The 18,486-nt window shown below is 35.0% G+C and carries 16 protein-coding genes; 10 read left to right on the forward strand and 6 right to left on the reverse strand.

Annotation, left to right across the window (positions count from 1 at the left end):
• Positions 1-268 (reverse strand): ISAon1 family transposase N-terminal region protein (locus ACNQGN_RS10935; RefSeq protein WP_417987866.1); only part of this gene is annotated, 268 nt, incomplete at its 3' end.
• 60 nt (positions 269-328) lie between these two features.
• Between ACNQGN_RS10935 and ACNQGN_RS10940 the strand changes: the two genes are divergently transcribed.
• On the forward strand, positions 329-1,051 hold the full coding sequence (locus ACNQGN_RS10940; RefSeq protein WP_417987867.1) for an Abi family protein: 723 nt from the start codon (positions 329-331) through the stop codon (positions 1,049-1,051).
• 557 nt (positions 1,052-1,608) lie between these two features.
• Here the strand turns inward: ACNQGN_RS10940 and ACNQGN_RS10945 are convergent.
• From ACNQGN_RS10945 to ACNQGN_RS10955, 3 genes are read right to left on the reverse strand one after another with little or no spacing between them, the layout of a single operon-like run.
• On the reverse strand, positions 1,609-2,832 hold the full coding sequence (locus ACNQGN_RS10945; RefSeq protein WP_417987868.1) for a hypothetical protein: 1,224 nt from the start codon (positions 2,830-2,832) through the stop codon (positions 1,609-1,611).
• Positions 2,829-3,269, reverse strand: a complete 441-nt coding sequence (locus tag ACNQGN_RS10950) for a QcrA and Rieske domain-containing protein (RefSeq protein WP_417987869.1) — start codon at positions 3,267-3,269, stop codon at positions 2,829-2,831. Before ACNQGN_RS10950 ends, ACNQGN_RS10945 begins: the two co-directional genes overlap by 4 nt.
• A 2-nt stretch (positions 3,270-3,271) precedes the next feature.
• Positions 3,272-4,471 (reverse strand): di-heme oxidoredictase family protein, encoded by a 1,200-nt coding sequence (locus tag ACNQGN_RS10955; RefSeq protein ID WP_417987870.1) that lies wholly within the window; start codon positions 4,469-4,471, stop codon positions 3,272-3,274.
• Between the two features lie 124 nt (positions 4,472-4,595).
• On the opposite strand from ACNQGN_RS10955, the gene ACNQGN_RS10960 reads away from it, so the two are divergent.
• The 9 genes from ACNQGN_RS10960 to ACNQGN_RS11000 all read left to right on the forward strand — a co-directional run bounded on the left by ACNQGN_RS10960 (position 4,596) and on the right by ACNQGN_RS11000 (position 15,438).
• Positions 4,596-4,910 carry a DUF6660 family protein gene (locus tag ACNQGN_RS10960; RefSeq protein WP_417987871.1) on the forward strand — a complete coding sequence of 105 codons (315 nt, stop codon included), beginning with the start codon at positions 4,596-4,598 and terminating at the stop codon, positions 4,908-4,910.
• A 97-nt stretch (positions 4,911-5,007) separates the two neighbouring features.
• Positions 5,008-9,327, forward strand: coding sequence for a CusA/CzcA family heavy metal efflux RND transporter (locus ACNQGN_RS10965; RefSeq protein ID WP_417987872.1), 4,320 nt, complete (start codon positions 5,008-5,010; stop codon positions 9,325-9,327).
• A gap of 11 nt (positions 9,328-9,338) precedes the next feature.
• Positions 9,339-10,598 carry an efflux RND transporter periplasmic adaptor subunit gene (locus ACNQGN_RS10970; RefSeq protein ID WP_417987873.1) on the forward strand — a complete coding sequence of 420 codons (1,260 nt, stop codon included), beginning with the start codon at positions 9,339-9,341 and terminating at the stop codon, positions 10,596-10,598.
• Between the two features lie 97 nt (positions 10,599-10,695).
• Complete coding sequence (locus tag ACNQGN_RS10975; protein WP_417987874.1) at positions 10,696-11,388, forward strand: HupE/UreJ family protein; 693 nt, start codon at positions 10,696-10,698, stop codon at positions 11,386-11,388.
• A gap of 11 nt (positions 11,389-11,399) precedes the next feature.
• Positions 11,400-12,029, forward strand: coding sequence for a hypothetical protein (locus tag ACNQGN_RS10980; RefSeq protein ID WP_417987875.1), 630 nt, complete (start codon positions 11,400-11,402; stop codon positions 12,027-12,029).
• Positions 12,030-12,033: 4 nt separating this feature from the next.
• Positions 12,034-12,363 (forward strand): heavy metal-binding domain-containing protein, encoded by a 330-nt coding sequence (locus tag ACNQGN_RS10985; protein WP_417987876.1) that lies wholly within the window; start codon positions 12,034-12,036, stop codon positions 12,361-12,363.
• Between the two features lie 68 nt (positions 12,364-12,431).
• Entirely contained in the window at positions 12,432-12,788 is a 357-nt protein-coding gene (locus ACNQGN_RS10990; RefSeq protein ID WP_417987877.1) for a hypothetical protein, read from the forward strand.
• Between the two features lie 5 nt (positions 12,789-12,793).
• Positions 12,794-13,408, forward strand: a complete 615-nt coding sequence (locus tag ACNQGN_RS10995; protein WP_417987878.1) for a class I SAM-dependent methyltransferase — start codon at positions 12,794-12,796, stop codon at positions 13,406-13,408.
• 2 nt (positions 13,409-13,410) lie between these two features.
• Positions 13,411-15,438 (forward strand): heavy metal translocating P-type ATPase, encoded by a 2,028-nt coding sequence (locus ACNQGN_RS11000; protein ID WP_417987879.1) that lies wholly within the window; start codon positions 13,411-13,413, stop codon positions 15,436-15,438.
• A gap of 52 nt (positions 15,439-15,490) precedes the next feature.
• Here the strand turns inward: ACNQGN_RS11000 and ACNQGN_RS11005 are convergent, their stop codons facing one another.
• Entirely contained in the window at positions 15,491-17,461 is a 1,971-nt protein-coding gene (locus ACNQGN_RS11005) for a protein-disulfide reductase DsbD family protein (RefSeq protein WP_417987880.1), read from the reverse strand.
• A gap of 218 nt (positions 17,462-17,679) precedes the next feature.
• Positions 17,680-18,486, reverse strand: coding sequence for a hypothetical protein (locus ACNQGN_RS11010; protein WP_417987881.1), 807 nt, complete (start codon positions 18,484-18,486; stop codon positions 17,680-17,682).

Raw genomic sequence — 18,486 nt, forward strand, 5'->3', positions numbered from 1 at the left:
CTTTTCCAGTATCCTCATTAAGCCATCTTCTTCGGGTGATATGTAGGTATACCTGATGTCCGCGAATTGGAAAATCCTGAACGGTTATCTCATCAAAGAACCCTTTTGATGTTAACTCAGACCCTCGGTATTCTTTAGGAATTGAATAGATCTCTTTTAGATATAAATGAAGTATTTCATCTTCCTTCTTATAAGAAGTAAGCTCAAAGTAGTCTACTATTATTTCAGGTAGCAATAACTTCAGTATATTGGTAAAAGAATCTTGCATTTGTATAAAATTTGGAAGGACAAATATCTAGATTTTTATATTTCCCCACAACTTTTACGCATGATCCTGATTTATACGTTGTCGCACACTCATGGACCGTTTTGGTTTGATGATTCCACACTTTTTCAAAATAATAGGACTTTTAACAATACTAATGTGCGTTTTACAAAAGATTTTAATGACAGTGATGAAGAATTTATTAAAAACTTTAAATTAAGTTATTCTGAAAATTTACCACCAAGTTGGATGATGTTGGAGATTACATCTTTCGGTAGCCTTTCAATTGTTTTTAAAAATCTTAAAGCGAGCAGAGAAAAAAGATTTATTGCTAATTCTTTTGGTGTAAACGAAACCACATTCCAATCTTGGCTCCATAGTATGGTTTATATTCGTAATGTTTGTGCTCATCATGGAAGACTTTGGAATAGAAACATGAGTATTACTCCTTCTATCCCTACATCACCTATAAACCCATTTTTAAATATTACGACTCTTCCTAACCATGATGTTACTCAACCTCCAATTGATTTAAACAATAGGACGTACTACATTTTATCAATGATTATTTATTTACTAAATACGATAAATCCAAATCATACTTTCAAAGAAAAATTATTTGACTTATTGAAAAAATACCCAATGATTGATGTAAAAGCTATGGGATTTCCTGAAGGTTGGGAAAATGAAAATATATGGAAATGGAAAAATATTGTTATATCACAAAAATGGTATAATATTTTATCTAAAAAAAATATAAAAAAGTTTAATAAACTTCATTCTTAGCTAAAAAAGCAGTCGCTAACAGCTAAGTTTTCGTTGTGCACATAGCAGAAACAATGAAAAACTCAGGTCGCACAACCTCTGAAAAAATCCGAATCGGCAGAAAACGTATAAAAAAACAACCTCGTTTTAAGTCATTTGAGGGAGGTTTGTTTTTTAGGTCTTTACCTGAGAGGGAAGATTTATTAGTTTAGGAAAAATTATCATTATAATGATGGTTGGAGGAATAGGTTAAATCCACCTTGACTGACCCCAATAAGTTTCTAACTTTTTTAGAGCAGTCTAAAATAACCAGGCTTTTGTTTTATATGTGCAGCAAGGTAAAAAAAAAACATCTTTTGAAGCTCGGGCAGTCATTGATACGTCAGGCACATGGCAAAATGGTAATCCACTTGGATCTGGTGGGTTATTAGCTCTGGGTGAAATAGCTGACCCCAAACAAAGTAAATTTGCAAAATAAAATCAAACTAAAATAATTGAAGATTAACTATTTTTAAAATAATAATCCCGTCGACCTTTTTTTGGAGAACTCAAGATTTTAAAACAATTTTCAAAAAAAATTAAAAATAAGTCGAAATCCCAATGTTAAACCCAGCAGTAGTTGCAGGAGGGTTTCCTAAAATATCGGTTTGTTTCTGAAAACGGTAATTTACCCTAAAAACAGTCTGTGAGGTAGGACGAAAACTTACCGCGGGCATGATGCTCCAGATGTCTTCTCTGATATTCCCACCGGTCTCTTTAAAAGTCCCTACGTTCCAGTCTACATACTCTACTCGACAAGCGATGTTTAATACTGCGTTTTCCCATCCTAAAATGTTTTTTTTAAGAATTGGTTGAACGACATCCATAAAGCCACCAAACTGTTTGTTTCCAAATTGCTGTCCATAGGTGCTCGGAACATCTACTTTAATCCATGCCCATTCACCCGTTATAAATGTTTTTACTTTTGGCAAAGTAGTGTTAAAGTCTATTGCAAAAACATCAACACGTCTTTTTCCGTCTATTATTACCCCATCATCTTGATACTTATTGTAAACCCCTCCCATATAGGATAGTCCTAACTCCCCTATTTTACTGTTTCGAATAGCAATTTTACCAGTAAATAACGGTGTTCCACTATTTATTTCTTCAAAACGTTCCGGATTGTTTTTGGCAGCTGGCAGAAAAGTTTTGTTCTCTGTATTTTCAATTATCGAATTATCGAAACTTCCTGAGAAATAAGCTTCATATCCAATCATCCAACTGTTCGAATATTTTTTTCCAAAAAGCCCAGCCCCAGCATTGCTAAAAGTGCTCGGTAACATTTGTGTTGCTGAAATGGGTCTGTCGGTAAATTCCCATTTTGGACCATCATGATTCTGATTGAAAGCCCCAATAGGATTCATGATTATTCCTCCTCTAAAATTAACCAAGGGATGAAATTCAACATCGACAGAGGCGAATTCTATGGCGATTTCCTTTCCGCCATCTTCAAATTCGATCTCGGTTAAAAATTTCACCCGTTTACTGATTGCCGATGACATAAATATGGTTAATCGTCTGGCTTGAAATTGATGCCCTTCGGAAACGCCATCGGTGGAAAGGCGTTGCCAATTGGCTTCCAGATAACCTCCAACGGCTATGGGTGTTTTTCCAATATTTAAAAAAGGACGATTGTAAACCGCATCCATGTTTAATGCTTGTTTTGTACTGTCATTTTGGGTTCTTTTTAGTAAACTGGAGTCTATTTGTGCATAGAAATTTAAGGAAAACAAAAATGTTATGTAGAGGAATTTTAATCTCATTTTAATGATATTTTAAGGGTATTGTTATCTATTTTAATTGGAAAATTTCGTAAATTTCTGTCAGCTGGGCCGTTTTCTACATTTCCTTTGTTGCTAAATTCACTTCCATGTGCTGAGCATTGTAATTTATCTCCAAAAACCTGCAATTCGGTTCCTTGATGGGTACATTGCATTAATAAGGCGCTATAATTATTGGCACCAAATCGATAAACACAAATAGGATATTTTAGTTTCTCGTTTTGTATGATTATGTATTTTTTATATTCGATTGTCCCATTGTCTTTGATTTCAAAATCAGTTAATGGAACTAAAATATCGGAACCGTTTATGTCTTTTGCCAAAACTTGAGAAGAACCGCAGCTTTGCAGCAATGAAGCACCCGTCAATCCTGCCAAACAACCAAAACCGCATGTTTTTAGAAACTCTTTTCTGTTCATGATTACATTGATTTTATAAATTTGAGCAATGCCTCTTTGTCTGATTGTGAAAGATTCTGATAGTTAGCTTTACTATTGTTTGCTTCGCCACCATGCATTAAAATAGCTTCTTCAATAGTTCGTGCCCTACCGTCATGCATTAGGAAATAGTTCCCTCCTTGAGAACTTTCAGAAAGTCCTATTCCCCATAATGGCGGTGTTCTCCATTCATGCGTTTTTGCATTTCCTTCGGTATAGCCATCGTCTAAACTGCTTCCCATGTCGTGTAATAATAAATCGGTATAAGAAGCAAATGTTTTATTCGAAAGGGCTTTAATAGGTGAATAGCCTGTTTTCAATTCAGATTTATGACAGCCAGTACAATTAATTTGATTGAAAATAGTTGCGCCTTTATTAACAGTTGCATCACCTTGATTGCGTTGAATAGGAGCTTTTAGTGTTTGTAAATAAAAAGCAACATCGTTTACGGTACTTGTAGCAATTTCAGGATCGATTTCCAGATGGGTATAGGTATCAATAGGTCTAAATACGGATGTTATTCCCATATCTTGATTGTATGCGTTTGCCGTTTGATGTAATAAACTATGAGCTGCTGCTTTTTTACCAAAGCGACCAATATATTTTCCGTTTTGCGAAACAGCATTTGATGTTGGGATTACAAAATCAGGAATGTCTATCCAGTTTGGAACACCGGATATTCCGTCGCCATCACTGTCATTAGGATCTGCCATCGCTAAGATAGCTGCATCTGTAACAGATTCTAAAAATCCTAAACCTGTATTTGCTGGTGGCGTAAATCTAGCAAAAGTAGCTCCAGATGGAATTTGTTCGGGTAAAAATCCGGGTAATGATCTATTTTGTAATTGTGGACCACCTTGGTTTAGGAACAAGTTTCCTGTTTCGTCAATTTGTCCAAAACGGGTAAGTGTGGTAGAGGGGTGTCCTTTACCATCACCGGCATGACAACTGATGCAGCTTGTCGCAACAAATGTGGGTCCAAGCCCTGTTTCACGGGTAAAAACTTCATTGAATGCCGCATCGCCTTTTAAGAAACGTGCTAACTCTTCATGGGAGAGTCCTTCTACGGTTCCATCTAAAACTTCATCATCGGCAGGAATTTCAGTATAGTTTTCATCACAAGATGTAAATAACAGGATTAAGAGTATTGGTATAACTCCAAAAAACAAGTGTGTGGTTTTCATTTATAAAAAATTAATTTTAGGCAAAGCTAAATAAATATTTCGGATTAAATCAAAATATGGTAATAAAATTAATTAATCCCTAAATCATATATATTTTATTGCTACTTTTGTATTAGTGAAATGGATGAACCTCATACTATCAATTTATCTAATAGCACTTTCATTTTTGCCTTGTGCTGATTTGGAAGTAAATAGTCTGGTACATACATCAAAGGAACTTTCCTCCTATAACGAAAACCATTCCCACAATAAAAAAAAAGATTTGTGTTCTCCTTTCTGCGCTTGCAATTGTTGTGGAGTGCAAATATTAAGTCATTTTCCAATTAATTTCGATTTTCCTTTAATTTCTACGGTTATTAAAACCAAAGAGCCATTTTATAAATCTATTTTTGCTTCCAATTTCTTCGGAAGTATTTGGCAACCACCTCAAATAGCATAATGATACCCGAGTAATTTCGGGTTAGAAAGTTGTGACCTTATCACAAATAATGGCAAATATTCTATTTGCTAATTTCTAATTCATTATAATATTTTCAATGTTAGACAAAATCATACAGTTTAGTATAAAGAACAAGTTCATTATACTTTTATTTACCCTCGTACTTATAGCATGGGGAAGTTATTCCATTAAAAATTTACCGCTTGATGCATTACCTGATGTAACGAATAATCAGGTTCAAATCATTACTACTGCTCCTACATTGGCCAGCCAGGAAGTAGAACAATTAATTACCTATCCGCTTGAACAAGCTGTAAAAACCATTCCAAAAGTCATCGAGTTACGAAGTATTTCTCGATTTGGATTATCGGTGGTTACAGTAGTGTTTAAAGATGATGTAGATATTTATTGGGCAAGAGAACAAATATTTCAACGCTTAAAACAAGCGGAAGAAAACATACCAAAATATGCAGGTTCACCAGAATTAGCACCAATATCTACCGGTCTAGGAGAAATATATCAATATGATGTATATGCCAAAAAGGGCTATGAAGATAAATACGATGCAGTAAAATTACGAACCATTCAGGACTGGATTATTATTCCTCAACTACAAGGTATTGAAGGCGTAGCCGAAGTAAGCACTTGGGGCGGAAAATTAAAACAATATGAAATTGCAGTTAATCCTAATACCTTAAATAGTTTAGGAGTAACAATAACTGAAATTTTTGAAGCTTTAGAAAAAAACAATCAAAACACTGGTGGTGCTTATATCGAGAAAGACCAATATGCATATTTCATTCGTGGTGTCGGTATGGCATCTGGTATCAAAGATTTAGAAAATATAGTGGTCAAAAACAGAAACGGATCACCCGTTTTGGTTCGGGATGTAGCTTCAGTAAATGAAGGAATATCATTGCGTTATGGCGCTTCTACAAAAGACGGAAAAGGCGAAATTGTTAGCGGATTGGTACTAATGCTTAAAGGAGAAAACTCTAGTGCGGTTGTTGATAGGGTGAAAGAAAAAATGGAGCAAATCAACAAAACCCTACCCGAAGGTGTAGTTGCCGAAGCTTTTATCGACAGAGGGAAATTAGTAGATAGTGCTATAGGAACTGTTACCAAAAACTTATTGGAAGGTGCATTAATAGTAATATTTGTACTGATATTATTTCTTGGAAATCTTCGAGCCGGATTAATTGTCGCATCCGTAATTCCGTTGTCCATGCTTTTTGCAGTAATTTTAATGAATGCTTTTGGCGTAAGCGGAAACTTAATGAGTTTAGGGGCAATCGATTTTGGAATTATAGTCGATGGTGCGGTAATTATAGTCGAAGCCACGATGCACCATTTACAAAAAATCAAAAGGCAAAAGGCTTTAACACAAACGGAAATGGATAGCGAAGTATATAAATCGGCTTCCAAAATCCGGAACAGCGCTGCTTTTGGTGAAATCATAATTTTAATCGTTTATCTTCCTATACTGGCATTAGTAGGAACGGAAGGAAAAATGTTTAGACCCATGGCCATGACCGTAGGTTTTGCAGTTATTGGAGCATTTGTACTTTCACTTACTTACGTACCTATGATGAGTGCGATGTTTTTATCAAAAAACACCGAACACAAACCCAATTTTAGTGACAAAATGATGGCTTGGTTTGAAAAAATATACGCACCATTTTTAGATAGCGCCTTGCGTTTCAAGAAAGCAGTTTTAGCAATTGCTCTAGGAATGTTTGTCTTTGCAGTTATTGTTTTCCAAAATATGGGAGGCGAATTTATACCAACAATCGAAGAAGGTGATTTAGCTATTAACGCTACCATTATGACGGGTAGTTCGCTTTCGCAAATGGTTAAAACCACAACCGAATATGAAAAAATCCTAAAAGCAAAATTTCCGGAAATAAAAACCATAGTTTCAAAAATTGGTAGTGGTGAAATCCCGACTGACCCGATGCCAATAGAAAGTGCTGATTTGATTATTGTGCTTAAAGACAAAAGTGAATGGACTGGTGATTATGAAAATTGGGAAGATTTGGCGAATGCAATGAAAGAGGAAATGGAGGCCATTCCTGGTGCAAATATTGAAGTTTCACAACCCATTCAAATGCGTTTTAATGAATTAATGACGGGAAGCCGAAGTGACATTGCCATCAAAATTTTTGGAGACGATTTAGAAATTTTAGATACTAAAGCCAAAGAATTGATTGCAAAAGTCAATAATATTGAAGGTATTGGAGACTTAAAAGCGGACAAAGTAACGGGTTTACCTCAAATAACCGTAAAATATGATTACAATAAAATCGCTTTGTATGGCTTGAATATAACGGATATAAACCAAATTATCCGTTCCTCTTTTGCCGGAGAAAGTGCCGGTAAAATTTACGAAGAAAGCAAACGATTTGATATAGTGGTTCGTATGGATGCAGCCAACCGAAGCGACATTACCGACGTGAGCAATTTATTTATTCCATTACCAAATGGTAAACAAGTACCACTTTCGCAAGTCGCTTCTGTGAATTACGAGCAAGGTCCGGTTCAAGTAAGCCGTGAAGATGGTAAACGCCGAATTACGGTGGGTTTAAATGTTCGAGGGAGAGATATCAAAAGTGTGGTAGAAGAAATTCAGCAAAAATTAGATAAAGATTTTAAACTCCCAGCAGGATATTATATTACTTATGGTGGACAATTTGAAAATTTAGTCGAAGCCAATAAACGATTATCAGTAGCATTGCCGATTGCTTTAGGTTTAATATTGGTGTTATTGTTTTTTACATTCAAAAGCGTTAAACAGGCAGGACTAATTTTTACAGCCATTCCATTATCAGCTATCGGAGGTGTTTTTGCATTATGGCTTCGCGGAATGCCGTTTAGTATTTCGGCAGGAATTGGCTTTATTGCTTTGTTTGGAATTGCAGTGTTAAACGGAATCGTATTGATTTCTTATTTCAACCAACTCAAAACGGAAGGAATTACAGACCCTTTGCAACGAGTTTTGATTGGAACTAAAGTAAGACTTCGACCGGTTTTAATGACTGCTGCGGTTGCCTCACTAGGATTTTTACCTATGGCATTATCAACCAGCGGAGGTGCCGAAGTACAAAAACCATTAGCAACCGTAGTTATTGGCGGATTATTTTCGGCAACATTGCTAACACTTATCGTTTTACCGATTTTATATTTATTATCTGAAAAAGGAATTAAAAGAAGAAAAAATATGTCAAAACCCATTGTAACAGTAATTATTTTATTGATAAGCAGTTTCTCTTTTGCTCAAAATAGTCAAACAATTACGTTAGAAGGCGCCATCGAAAAGGCAAAATCAAATAACATCAATTTGAAAATTGCCGATAAAGAAATTGAAAAACAAACCGTCCTCAAAAAGACGGCTTTTCAAGTGGATCCATTGCAAGTACAGTACCAAGGCGGACAATTTAATAGTGTAGATTATGACCACAATGTTTCGGTACAGCAATATTTTCCGATAGGAAAAATCACTAAAGCCAATCGACAGCTTCAAGAAGAGTTGGTAAAACTTGCCGAAAAACGAAAAGCATTATCTGAATATGAAATCGAAAAAGCGGTAACCTTATCGTATTATCAATATTTATACGGTGTTTCCATTCAAAAACTGAATAACGAATTGAATGACATCTACACCAAATTCTTAAAAAATGCGGAACTTCGTTTCAGTACCGGCGAAAGTGGCAATATCGAAGTAATTAGTGCCAAAGCAAAGGTTAAAGAAATTGAAACCCAAAAAGCACAATTAGAATATGATTTGGCTATTTATCAAAAGCAATTACAATTTTTTGTTCAAACCGAAGAGAACATTGTGCCAGATAGTAATACACCAGTACAGTTTACAACTCTAACTGATGCGAATAAATCGAAAGTAGAAAGTTTAGTAACCGATTATTATCAACAGCAAATTTCAGTATATCAAAAAGAAGCCAAAACGTTCAAGGCAATGCGAACACCAAAACTGGGATTAGGTTATTTTGCCCAAACCATTGATACAAAATCTTTGTTTCAAGGATTTACTGCTGGGCTGCAAATTCCGCTGTTTGGAGGTGTTAATACAGCTCGTGCTAAAGCAGCGGCGATAAGTGTTACGCAATCTGAGCTGGAATTAGAGAAAAATAAATTGTCGCTGAAACTACAAATCCAGGAATTGCAAAACGAATTTGAAAAGCAACAAAAAGGATTATCCTACTATCAAAAAGAAGGTTTACAATATGCGGAACAAATTATTGCAACGGCACAAAAAAGTTATGCCAATGGCGATATGAGTTACTGGACGTACATCAGTTTTCTGAACCAAGCAATCGACATCAAAAAGCAATATGCCGAAACTTTGAATACATACAATCAAAGCGCTGTTCAATTGCAATTCCCATCAATCTATAACAACTAATAATCATTAAAATGAAAAATATAAAAAACAAAATGAGCAGTAAATATTTTCTATTACCAATTGCTTTTTGCCTATTAATTTTTACATCTTGCAACGACAAGAAAGCCGAAGAAACTCACGAAGAAGAAAAATCTGAAAATGAAGTGGCACTAACCGCTGCACAATTTAAAACGGTTGGCGTTGAATTTGGTGCTATTGAGAATCGTAACCTTAATACAGTAATAAAAGCGAATGGATACACCACAGTTCCTCCACAAAATTCCGCTAAAGTGGCTACGCTAATTGGTGGTACTGTTAAGGATATTTTTGTATTGGAAGGCACTTTTGTAAACAAAGGAAAAGTCTTGGCAACCATTCAAAACCTGGAAGTTGTTGAAATGCAGGAAGACTATAATTCGGCAACAGCCAATATTGAGTATTTGCAATTGGAATTCAACCGTCAAAAAACATTGACCGACGAAAATGTGAATCCGCGAAAAACATTACAGGAAGTAAAAGCAAAACTGGCTGTAGAAAAAGCGAGAGCACAAGCTGCAAAAAACAAATTACAAGCATTGAATGTAAGTACTAACAGTAATAGTGCTTTAATACCTATAGTTTCACCAATTAGTGGATATGTCGGAAAAATTAGCATTGCTAAAGGAGCTTTTGCTGAAACAGGAATTCCGCTTTTTGAAGTGGTTGATAACAGCCAAATGCACTTGGATTTGAATGTGTATGAGAAAGATTTAGGTGCTATTTCAGTAGGTCAGGAAGTCGATTTTGTATTGACCAATCAATCCAATAAGGCAATAAAAGGCAAAATATTTGGTATTAATAAATCCTTTTCTAACGAAAGTAAAACCGTAGCGGTTCACGCCAAAATAAATCCGGCTGATGCAAAAGGATTGATTTCCGGTATGTATGTTTCTGCCAATATCAACCTCAATAATGAAACTGTTCCTGCATTGCCAAAAGATGCGATTGTGAGAAATGGGGATAAGTACTTTGTTTATATCCAAGAGGAACACCACGAAGAAAAAAAACCAGTAGCAAAAGAAGAAACTCACGAACACAAAGAAGGAGAGGCACATGCTGAACACGCAGAAGGAGAAGAAGAAGAGCACAACGAAATGTACTTTAAAGCGATTGAAGTGGTACCGGGAACTACTGATTTGGGTTATACTCAAATAAAATTTGTAGAACCAATTCCTGCCAATGCTAAAATTGTTGTAAAAGGGGCATTTTATCTCTTGTCTGCTATGAAAGGTGGCGGTAGTCATGACCATTAATAAAACGAATCCAAATTAAGATAAAAGAACCTGCCGGATGTAATTATTAAAGAATATTACATCCGACAGTTTATAAACATTTAAATCCATACTATAAATGATAAATAAAAATAAGATACCCTACTTTTTAGTGTTAATCTTTACGTTGTTAAGCTGTACAAAAGTATTCGCTCACGGCGTTGATGACAATACAAAAGTTTTTTTGATGGATAATAATGGCCCTGCTTTTATGCCTTTTTTATATATTGGCGCCAAGCACATGTTGACAGGTTACGATCATTTACTATTTTTAGTCGGAGTCATCTTCTTTCTTTACAAACCAAAAGAAGTATTGCTTTATGTAAGTTTCTTTACACTAGGCCATAGTATAACTTTACTATTGGGCGTATTGCTCAATTTTCAAGTAAATGCTTATTTAATTGACGCTGTAATTGCGCTGTCGATTGTATATAAAGGTTTTGACAATTTAGGAGGATTTCAAAAAATCTTTAATTTCCAACCCAATACAAAAATGGCAGTGCTCCTTTTTGGTTTGTTTCACGGTTTGGGATTGGCAACTAAATTGCAAGAGTTTAATTTTGACAAAGAAAGTTTGTTTACCAACTTAATCGGTTTTAATATCGGTGTGGAAATAGGACAATTTGTTGCGCTTCTTTTTGTACTTATTCTGATCAGTGTTTGGCGAAAATACAGTTCATTTTCTCGCTTTTCTACTATTACTAATACTGCCCTAATGATGGCTGGTTTTGTTTTAATGGCTTTTCAACTCTCAGGTTACTTCAATTCTTAAATAAAATAAAAATGACAAATAATAATTCGCAACCAAACCTCACATCGTCACAAATAATCAAAGCAACTGGTATTGCTTTGGTAACTTCATTTATAATTACAATAGTTGCTGTTTTACCCGCTGAATATGGAAAAGATTATACCGGTTTAGGTAAAATAGTAGGCTTTTCTAGATTGCATCAAAACGAAGATAAATCAAATGAAGCAGAAGTAGTAACGCCAAGTTTTAAAGAATTAACTTTAAAAAATGTAGGTTCAAGTCCCGAAGTTCCTATGCCAATAGAAGGCAAAAACCCTGCTCCATCGAAGCAGTATGAAATCAGAAAAGACAGTGTCAAAATTACTGTTCCCGCAGGCAAAGGATTAGAGTATAAAATAGCGGTTTTAAAATACGGACAGGTAAAATACGCATGGAAAACTAACCAAGGAATTTTGTTTGTAGATATGCACGGCGATGTAAAATCTGCAGATAAAAAATCGGGCTACTTTGAAAGTTATACTGTGGCAAATTCTAATAATATGGCAGGTTCTTTTATAGCACCGTATGAAGGAAAACACGGTTGGTATTTTAAAAACAAAACCAATCAGGACATCGAAGTAACAATAAATTTAACAGGTGATTATCAATTAATAAACAATTAAAAAAATGAAAAAAGCAATCCTTATGATGGCATTTGCTATCGCAACAGTGTCAGTAGTTTCGTGTGATAAAAAGGCTAAAACAGAATCAACTACAGAACACGAAGGACATGACCACAAAGCCGGAGACGCACATCAATTAGCCTATGTTTGCCCAATGGATTGTGAAAAAGGAAAAACCTATGAAACAGCTGGAAAATGTCCTGTTTGTAAAATGGATTTGGTAGAACAAAAACACACTAAAAGCGACGGTCACGAACACTCAAAAACTAAAGAATTAACTCCAGAAGAAAAAGAACACGGACATTCACACAATGAGGAAGGGCACGATCATTAATTAAGTAAAAACAGAGTAGTCATTGTAGATTACTCTGTTTAATTTTTTTTTTAAATTAATAAAATCAAATGAAAAATTCAATACTAAAATCAATCTTTTTTTTAGCAGTATTATTTTTTGCAAGTAATACCGTATCAGCACAGAAAACAAATCAAAAAGCAGTTATCAAAACTACTTTAAACTGCGACCATTGCAAAGAATGTGAAACCTGTGGACTAAAATTTAAAACTGAAATGCTTAAAATAAATGGTGTAAAGATGTATGAGCTTGACGATAAGAAAATGACTTTTACTATTTATTACAACTCAAAGAAAACGACCTTACAGGCCATTAAAGAAGGTATTTCTAAATTAGGTTACGATGCAGATGAAGTAAAAGCAACCTCAGAAGGAATTGCGTCTTTGGATGGATGCTGTAAAAAATAGAAACAATGGAAAATAACAAATCACATTGGGAAAATGTTTTTGCAACTAAAAATCCAAACGAGGTAAGTTGGACACAAAAATATCCAAAAACTTCAATGGATTATTTAGAAAGTTTGAACCTATCGAAAATCGCTAATATAATTGATATTGGTGGTGGCGATAGTAATTTAGTAGATGCCTTAATTGAAAAGGGATATGAAAATATTTGGGTATTAGATATTTCTGAATTTGCTTTAGAAAGAGCAAAAAAGCGTTTAGGAGATAAAGCCGATAAAGTACATTGGATAATCTCTGATATTACAGAATTTAAACCCCAAGTAATTTTTGATTTTTGGCACGACAGAGCTGTTTTCCATTTCTTGACAGAACAGGAAAGCATCAATAAGTATATAGCAATAGTAAATAATGCTATGGCTGATAACGGAAATTTTCTATTAGGTACTTTTTCTGAAAATGGACCACTTAAATGCAGTGGATTAGAAATAAAACAATATTCCGAAAATGAGATGGAGCTTACTTTTAGTGAAAATTTTGAAGTTATAAAATGTTTTACGGAAAACCATATTACTCCATTTGATACGGTTCAGGATTTTCAATTTTGTGGATTTAAAAAAAAATAAAAATGAAACACCAACATAAATACGATGCAAACGGCAAACAGCTTTGTTGCACACTAGAAGAAAAAATAAATAGCAAAACGGATAATGAAACTGGATGTTGTTCCACTCACAAAGAACCTGAAAATCATTCTGATGATGATGGACACGACCACGACCATTCAGGCGGTAATGAAAGTACGTTCAAAATGTTTCTTCCTGCAATTATCTCTCTTTGTTTATTACTAATTGCAATTGTTTTTGATAACTATTTTCCACAAACTTGGTTTATGGGTTGGGTTAGAATTGCGTGGTATATAATAGCCTATTTACCTGTTGGATTTCCAGTGTTCAAAGAAGCATTGGAAGCCATAAAAAAAAGAGAAATTTTCACAGAGTTTTTATTGATGTCCATTGCCACTTTAGGAGCCTTCTATATTGGTGAATATCCCGAAGGTGTTGCTGTAATGCTGTTTTATGCCGTTGGCGAAGTGTTTCAAACATTAGCAGTTCAAAGAGCAAAATCAAACATCAAATTCTTATTAGACCAAAGACCGGATACTGCAACTGTAATGGAAGGTGAAAATGCCATTTCTAAAAAAGCATCCGAAATCACCATTGGAGAAATCATTCAATTAAAACCGGGAGAAAAATTAGCATTAGACGGAAAATTACTTTCTGATACAGCCTCGTTCAACACCGCGGCGCTAACGGGAGAAAGTAAGCCAGATACCAAACAAAAAGGTGAAACCGTTCTTGCCGGAATGATCAATCTCAATACAGTTGTTCTTGTTGAGGTAACTACGGCCTACACCGATAGTAAATTGTCTAAAATTCTCGAAATGGTACAAGATGCAACATCCAAAAAAGCACCAACTGAATTATTCATTAGAAAATTTGCCAAAATCTATACGCCAGTAGTCGTATTTCTGGCAATCGGGATTTGTTTACTTCCAATGCTATTTGTCGAAAACTACGATTTTAATGACTGGTTGTACAGGGCATTAATTTTCCTGGTAATTTCTTGTCCTTGTGCTTTGGTAATTTCCATTCCATTAGGCTATTTCGGTGGTATTGGAGCAGCAAGTAAAAATGGAATTTTATTCAAAGGGTCAAATTTTCTTGATCTAATGGCTTCCGTTCAGGTAATCGTTATGGACAAAACAGGAACATTGACCAAAGGAGTTTTCAAAGTTCAAAAAGTAGTTGCCGTGGGTATTCCCGAAGCCGATTTAGTAAAATATACAGCCGCGCTTGAAACCAAATCGACGCATCCGGTCGGCACTGCCATTATCGAATATGCTAAAGGTTCAGAGAAAAATGTAAGCGTTACTGATGTTGAAGAGATAGCGGGCCATGGACTTAAAGGAAAAGTAGATGGAAACGAAATCTTGGCAGGAAATATAAAACTGATAAAAAAATTCAATATCAGTTATGATCCCGAAATCGACAACACCCCTTTTACAATTATCGTTATTGCGATCAATCAAAAATATGCCGGCTATTTTCTAATTGCTGACGAGATTAAAGAAGATGCAAAAGAAGCAGTTCAAAGTTTACACAAAATAAATATTAAGACCATAATGCTTTCAGGCGATAAACAAGCAGTAGTTTCAGCAATTGCCAAAGAATTAAACATTGATCAGGCTTTTGGAGATTTGTTACCCGAAAACAAAATCCAAAAAGTTCAAGAGCTTAAAAAGCAAAACCTAAGAATTGCCTTTGTGGGTGATGGGGTAAACGATGCGCCGGTTGTAGCCCTTGCCGATGCCGGTATTGCAATGGGGGGTTTAGGAAGTGATGCAACAATTGAAACTGCTGACATTGTTATTCAAAACGACCAGCCCACGAAAATTTTTACAGCAATAAATATTGGTAGAAAAACAAAACAAATCGTTTGGCAAAACATTGGGTTGGCATTCACAGTAAAAGCAATTGTACTGGTTCTTGGTGCCGGAGGTTTAGCCACCATGTGGGAAGCTGTTTTTGCCGATGTTGGTGTGGCTTTATTAGCTATTTTAAATGCAGTGAGAATACAGCGAATGAAGTTTTAAATCTGATATAAATAAGAAGAGGCTGTCCAAATCATTTTTGGACAGCTCTTTTCTATTTTTGAAACTGTTTAATACCTAATTTCAGCCATTGCTCATATTCTGCAATGTCAGGTGTATATCCAGCGGGTTTATTTAAACTTTTTTCATTAGTATCTAATATGATATAATAGGGTTGAGCATTTGCTTTATAACGTGTAATTTGAAAATCACTCCATTTGTTTCCTATTGATTTTATCTTTTTGCCAGTTTCTTTAGAGACATATTGTTCTTCGATAGGCAATTCTCTTTTGTCATCAACATATAGTGAAATAAGAACTACTTCATTATTTAAAATAGATAAAATGCGAGGATCCGACCAAACATAATCTTCCATTTTTCGGCAATTTACACAAGCAAATCCTGTAAAATCTAAGAGAATAGGTTTGTTTACACTTTTGGCGTAAGCCAATCCTTTTTCATAATCGGTAAAAGCCATAATATCATGTGGTCCTTTATGTGCTCCGTCTGGTAATGCTATTGCTGATGTAGATTCTCTGTTGGAGCCGCCTACACCGTATGGAGATTCGCTATAGGTCATAGGTGGAGGAAAGCCACTTATTAATTTTAATGGAGCACCCCATAAACCCGGAATAAGATATATTGTAAATACCAATACCACTAGTCCAACAGATAATCTTCCTACTGAAATTGAAGACGAAGGAGAATCATGTGGCAAGGTTATTTTTCCGAATAAGTAGAATGCCAAAGTACCGAATATCGCTATCCAAATGGCTAAGAATATTTCTCTTTCAAACCAATGTAATTGCAATACCAAATCGGCATTAGACAAGAATTTAAAAGCCAAAGCCAATTCTATAAAACCTAAAAATACTTTTACTGTATTTAACCATCCGCCAGATTTTGGTAATGTATTTAACCAACCCGGGAACATGGCAAACAGCATAAAAGGTAATGCTAAAGCAAAAGAAAAACCTAACATTCCCACAATTGGTGCAATTCCACCTTTGGAAGCAGCTTCGACTAATAAGGTCCCTATAATTGGTCCGGTACAAGAAAACGAAACTATTGCCAGTGCCAATGCCATAAACACGATTCCTAATATGCCACCTTTATCCGCTTGACGGTCTACTTTATTGGCCCACGAATTAGGCAACATGATTTCGAAAGCACCTAAAAACGATAGAGCAAATACAACCAATAATACAAAGAAAATAACATTAAACCAGACATTGGTTGACAATGCATTTAACGCATCTGCTCCAAAAATAAGGGTAATTACAGTTCCTAGAAATACATAAATCAAGACGATTGATATACCATAGATAATGGCATTTTTAATTCCTTTGGCTTTGTTTTGGCTTTGTTTTGTAAAGAAACTTACTGTCATTGGAATCATCGGAAACACGCAAGGAGTAAGCAATGCCGCAAAACCAGATAGGAAAGCAATAAAGAAAATCATATATAAACTAGAATCAGATTCATTAGATTCTGGTTGTTTTTCTACCGCTGTATTTGCATCCGTTTTGGTAGTTTTTTCGTTTGCAATATCGGAAGCCTGGATTTCTTTTGCTTCAAGCGTTTTAAGATCAAACTCAAAGTATTTTGTTTCGCTAATACAGTTTTCCTTGCAAACTTGGTAAGAAAGCTCCACTTGTATAATTTCCTTTTCTGGATTAATCTGTTTGATTAATTGGGTAAAAGTAACTTTATCGGAAAAGAAGATTTCATCGACACCAAAGATTTCATTAAACTCTCGTTTGGTTTCACTTTCGGTTGCTTTTCCAATAAATTCATAATTGTTTTTACTATCGTGAAAAATGAATTCGGCAGGAAGAGGACCATCTTCAGGTGTAAATTGAGAATATACGTGCCAACCTGCTTCGATATCACCATTAAAAGTAAGGATGTACTCAGAGTTGGATTTTTTCTCAATTGCTGCTTCCCATTTCACAGGATTTATAATTTGTGCCTGAGCTTTGACAAAAACAAAGCCCAAGAGTAGTAAGTAAAAGATTTTTTTCATTATTATAAGTTTAATCAGAACAACTAGTTCTAGTGATAATTTAATTTTTTTGAAATGTTTATGAACCTTTTCCCTATAATTCATAGTAGATGTCTCAATGGCAAAAAAATGCCATCGAAAACATTTATTTTTTTAGCCCCATATATATTCTGAAAGAGTCAAAATCTTTGAATAATTTCAGAACTAAAAGCTTAAATTAAGATTTTAGGAAAAGTAATTTATTTGGTAACATTGAAGAAAGTATATTCCAGTTTTAAGAAGATACCATCAGCTGTTGCGCGTTGCATTGAGCTATACAATTCTTTTTTGTAAGCAAGGTCGATTCTTGCCTGACTGTTAATTATAAACTGAATAGAAGGAACTAGATCTAGATATGATTTTCCGTTTTCGGTTATAGTTTGTCCAGTAAATTCCAGCATCGCATTGATGTTGGTTTGTTCAAAACTAGTATATTTTTTAGGATACATCAATTTCCCTACAGAAAGGGTATAATTTACGGCACTGTTTCCTAAATGTTCTGGAAAGCTATAATCACTGTTATTAAGGGCTCTAGCATAACTTACAGAAGAACTTAAGGCCACTTTATGGATTAATTGTGTAGCCACTAAACCTGCTTCGTAACCTGAATTTCCATTTGCTAAGTCAATCGCTTCCTGATGAATTACCGAATTGTTCCAGCTGTATCGACCAAAAGCCGCCATCCTAAAATGACTTTGCAAATCATCTACAGATAAAAATCGGTATTTGGCATAAGCACCACCGCCTTTTAGTCCCAATCCGTTGTTTTCATTGTTCAGAAAAGCACTCGTACGAACCATTAAATTCTTATTGATTCCCCAAGTGACTTCGGGCGTTAAATTATACATTGAGCCACTTTCCATTTGGTTTTTCATAAAAGATTGCCCAACACGAACCCCAACAGAACCCGCCGGAGCATTACTGGCGGGCTCGGTTACTACAAATAATTCCTGTGCATCTATTTTGAATGAAACAAACAATAAGAAAATAATTGATAGATATTTCAT

The organism is Flavobacterium rhamnosi (assembly GCF_048286515.1).
Taxonomy (GTDB): Bacteria; Bacteroidota; Bacteroidia; order Flavobacteriales; family Flavobacteriaceae; genus Flavobacterium.

Bases quoted from the DNA above. Each gene is read 5' to 3' on its own strand.
- ACNQGN_RS10940 (WP_417987867.1), top strand. From the start codon at position 329: ATGATCCTGATTTATACGTTGTCGCACACTCATGGACCGTTTTGGTTT.
- ACNQGN_RS10945 (WP_417987868.1), bottom strand. From the start codon at position 2,832: ATGAGATTAAAATTCCTCTACATAACATTTTTGTTTTCCTTAAATTTC.
- ACNQGN_RS10950 (WP_417987869.1), bottom strand. From the start codon at position 3,269: ATGAACAGAAAAGAGTTTCTAAAAACATGCGGTTTTGGTTGTTTGGCA.
- ACNQGN_RS10955 (WP_417987870.1), bottom strand. From the start codon at position 4,471: ATGAAAACCACACACTTGTTTTTTGGAGTTATACCAATACTCTTAATC.
- ACNQGN_RS10960 (WP_417987871.1), top strand. From the start codon at position 4,596: ATGAACCTCATACTATCAATTTATCTAATAGCACTTTCATTTTTGCCT.
- ACNQGN_RS10965 (WP_417987872.1), top strand. From the start codon at position 5,008: ATGTTAGACAAAATCATACAGTTTAGTATAAAGAACAAGTTCATTATA.
- ACNQGN_RS10970 (WP_417987873.1), top strand. From the start codon at position 9,339: ATGAAAAATATAAAAAACAAAATGAGCAGTAAATATTTTCTATTACCA.
- ACNQGN_RS10975 (WP_417987874.1), top strand. From the start codon at position 10,696: ATGATAAATAAAAATAAGATACCCTACTTTTTAGTGTTAATCTTTACG.
- ACNQGN_RS10980 (WP_417987875.1), top strand. From the start codon at position 11,400: ATGACAAATAATAATTCGCAACCAAACCTCACATCGTCACAAATAATC.
- ACNQGN_RS10985 (WP_417987876.1), top strand. From the start codon at position 12,034: ATGAAAAAAGCAATCCTTATGATGGCATTTGCTATCGCAACAGTGTCA.
- ACNQGN_RS10990 (WP_417987877.1), top strand. From the start codon at position 12,432: ATGAAAAATTCAATACTAAAATCAATCTTTTTTTTAGCAGTATTATTT.
- ACNQGN_RS10995 (WP_417987878.1), top strand. From the start codon at position 12,794: ATGGAAAATAACAAATCACATTGGGAAAATGTTTTTGCAACTAAAAAT.
- ACNQGN_RS11000 (WP_417987879.1), top strand. From the start codon at position 13,411: ATGAAACACCAACATAAATACGATGCAAACGGCAAACAGCTTTGTTGC.
- ACNQGN_RS11005 (WP_417987880.1), bottom strand. From the start codon at position 17,461: ATGAAAAAAATCTTTTACTTACTACTCTTGGGCTTTGTTTTTGTCAAA.
- ACNQGN_RS11010 (WP_417987881.1), bottom strand. From the start codon at position 18,486: ATGAAATATCTATCAATTATTTTCTTATTGTTTGTTTCATTCAAAATA.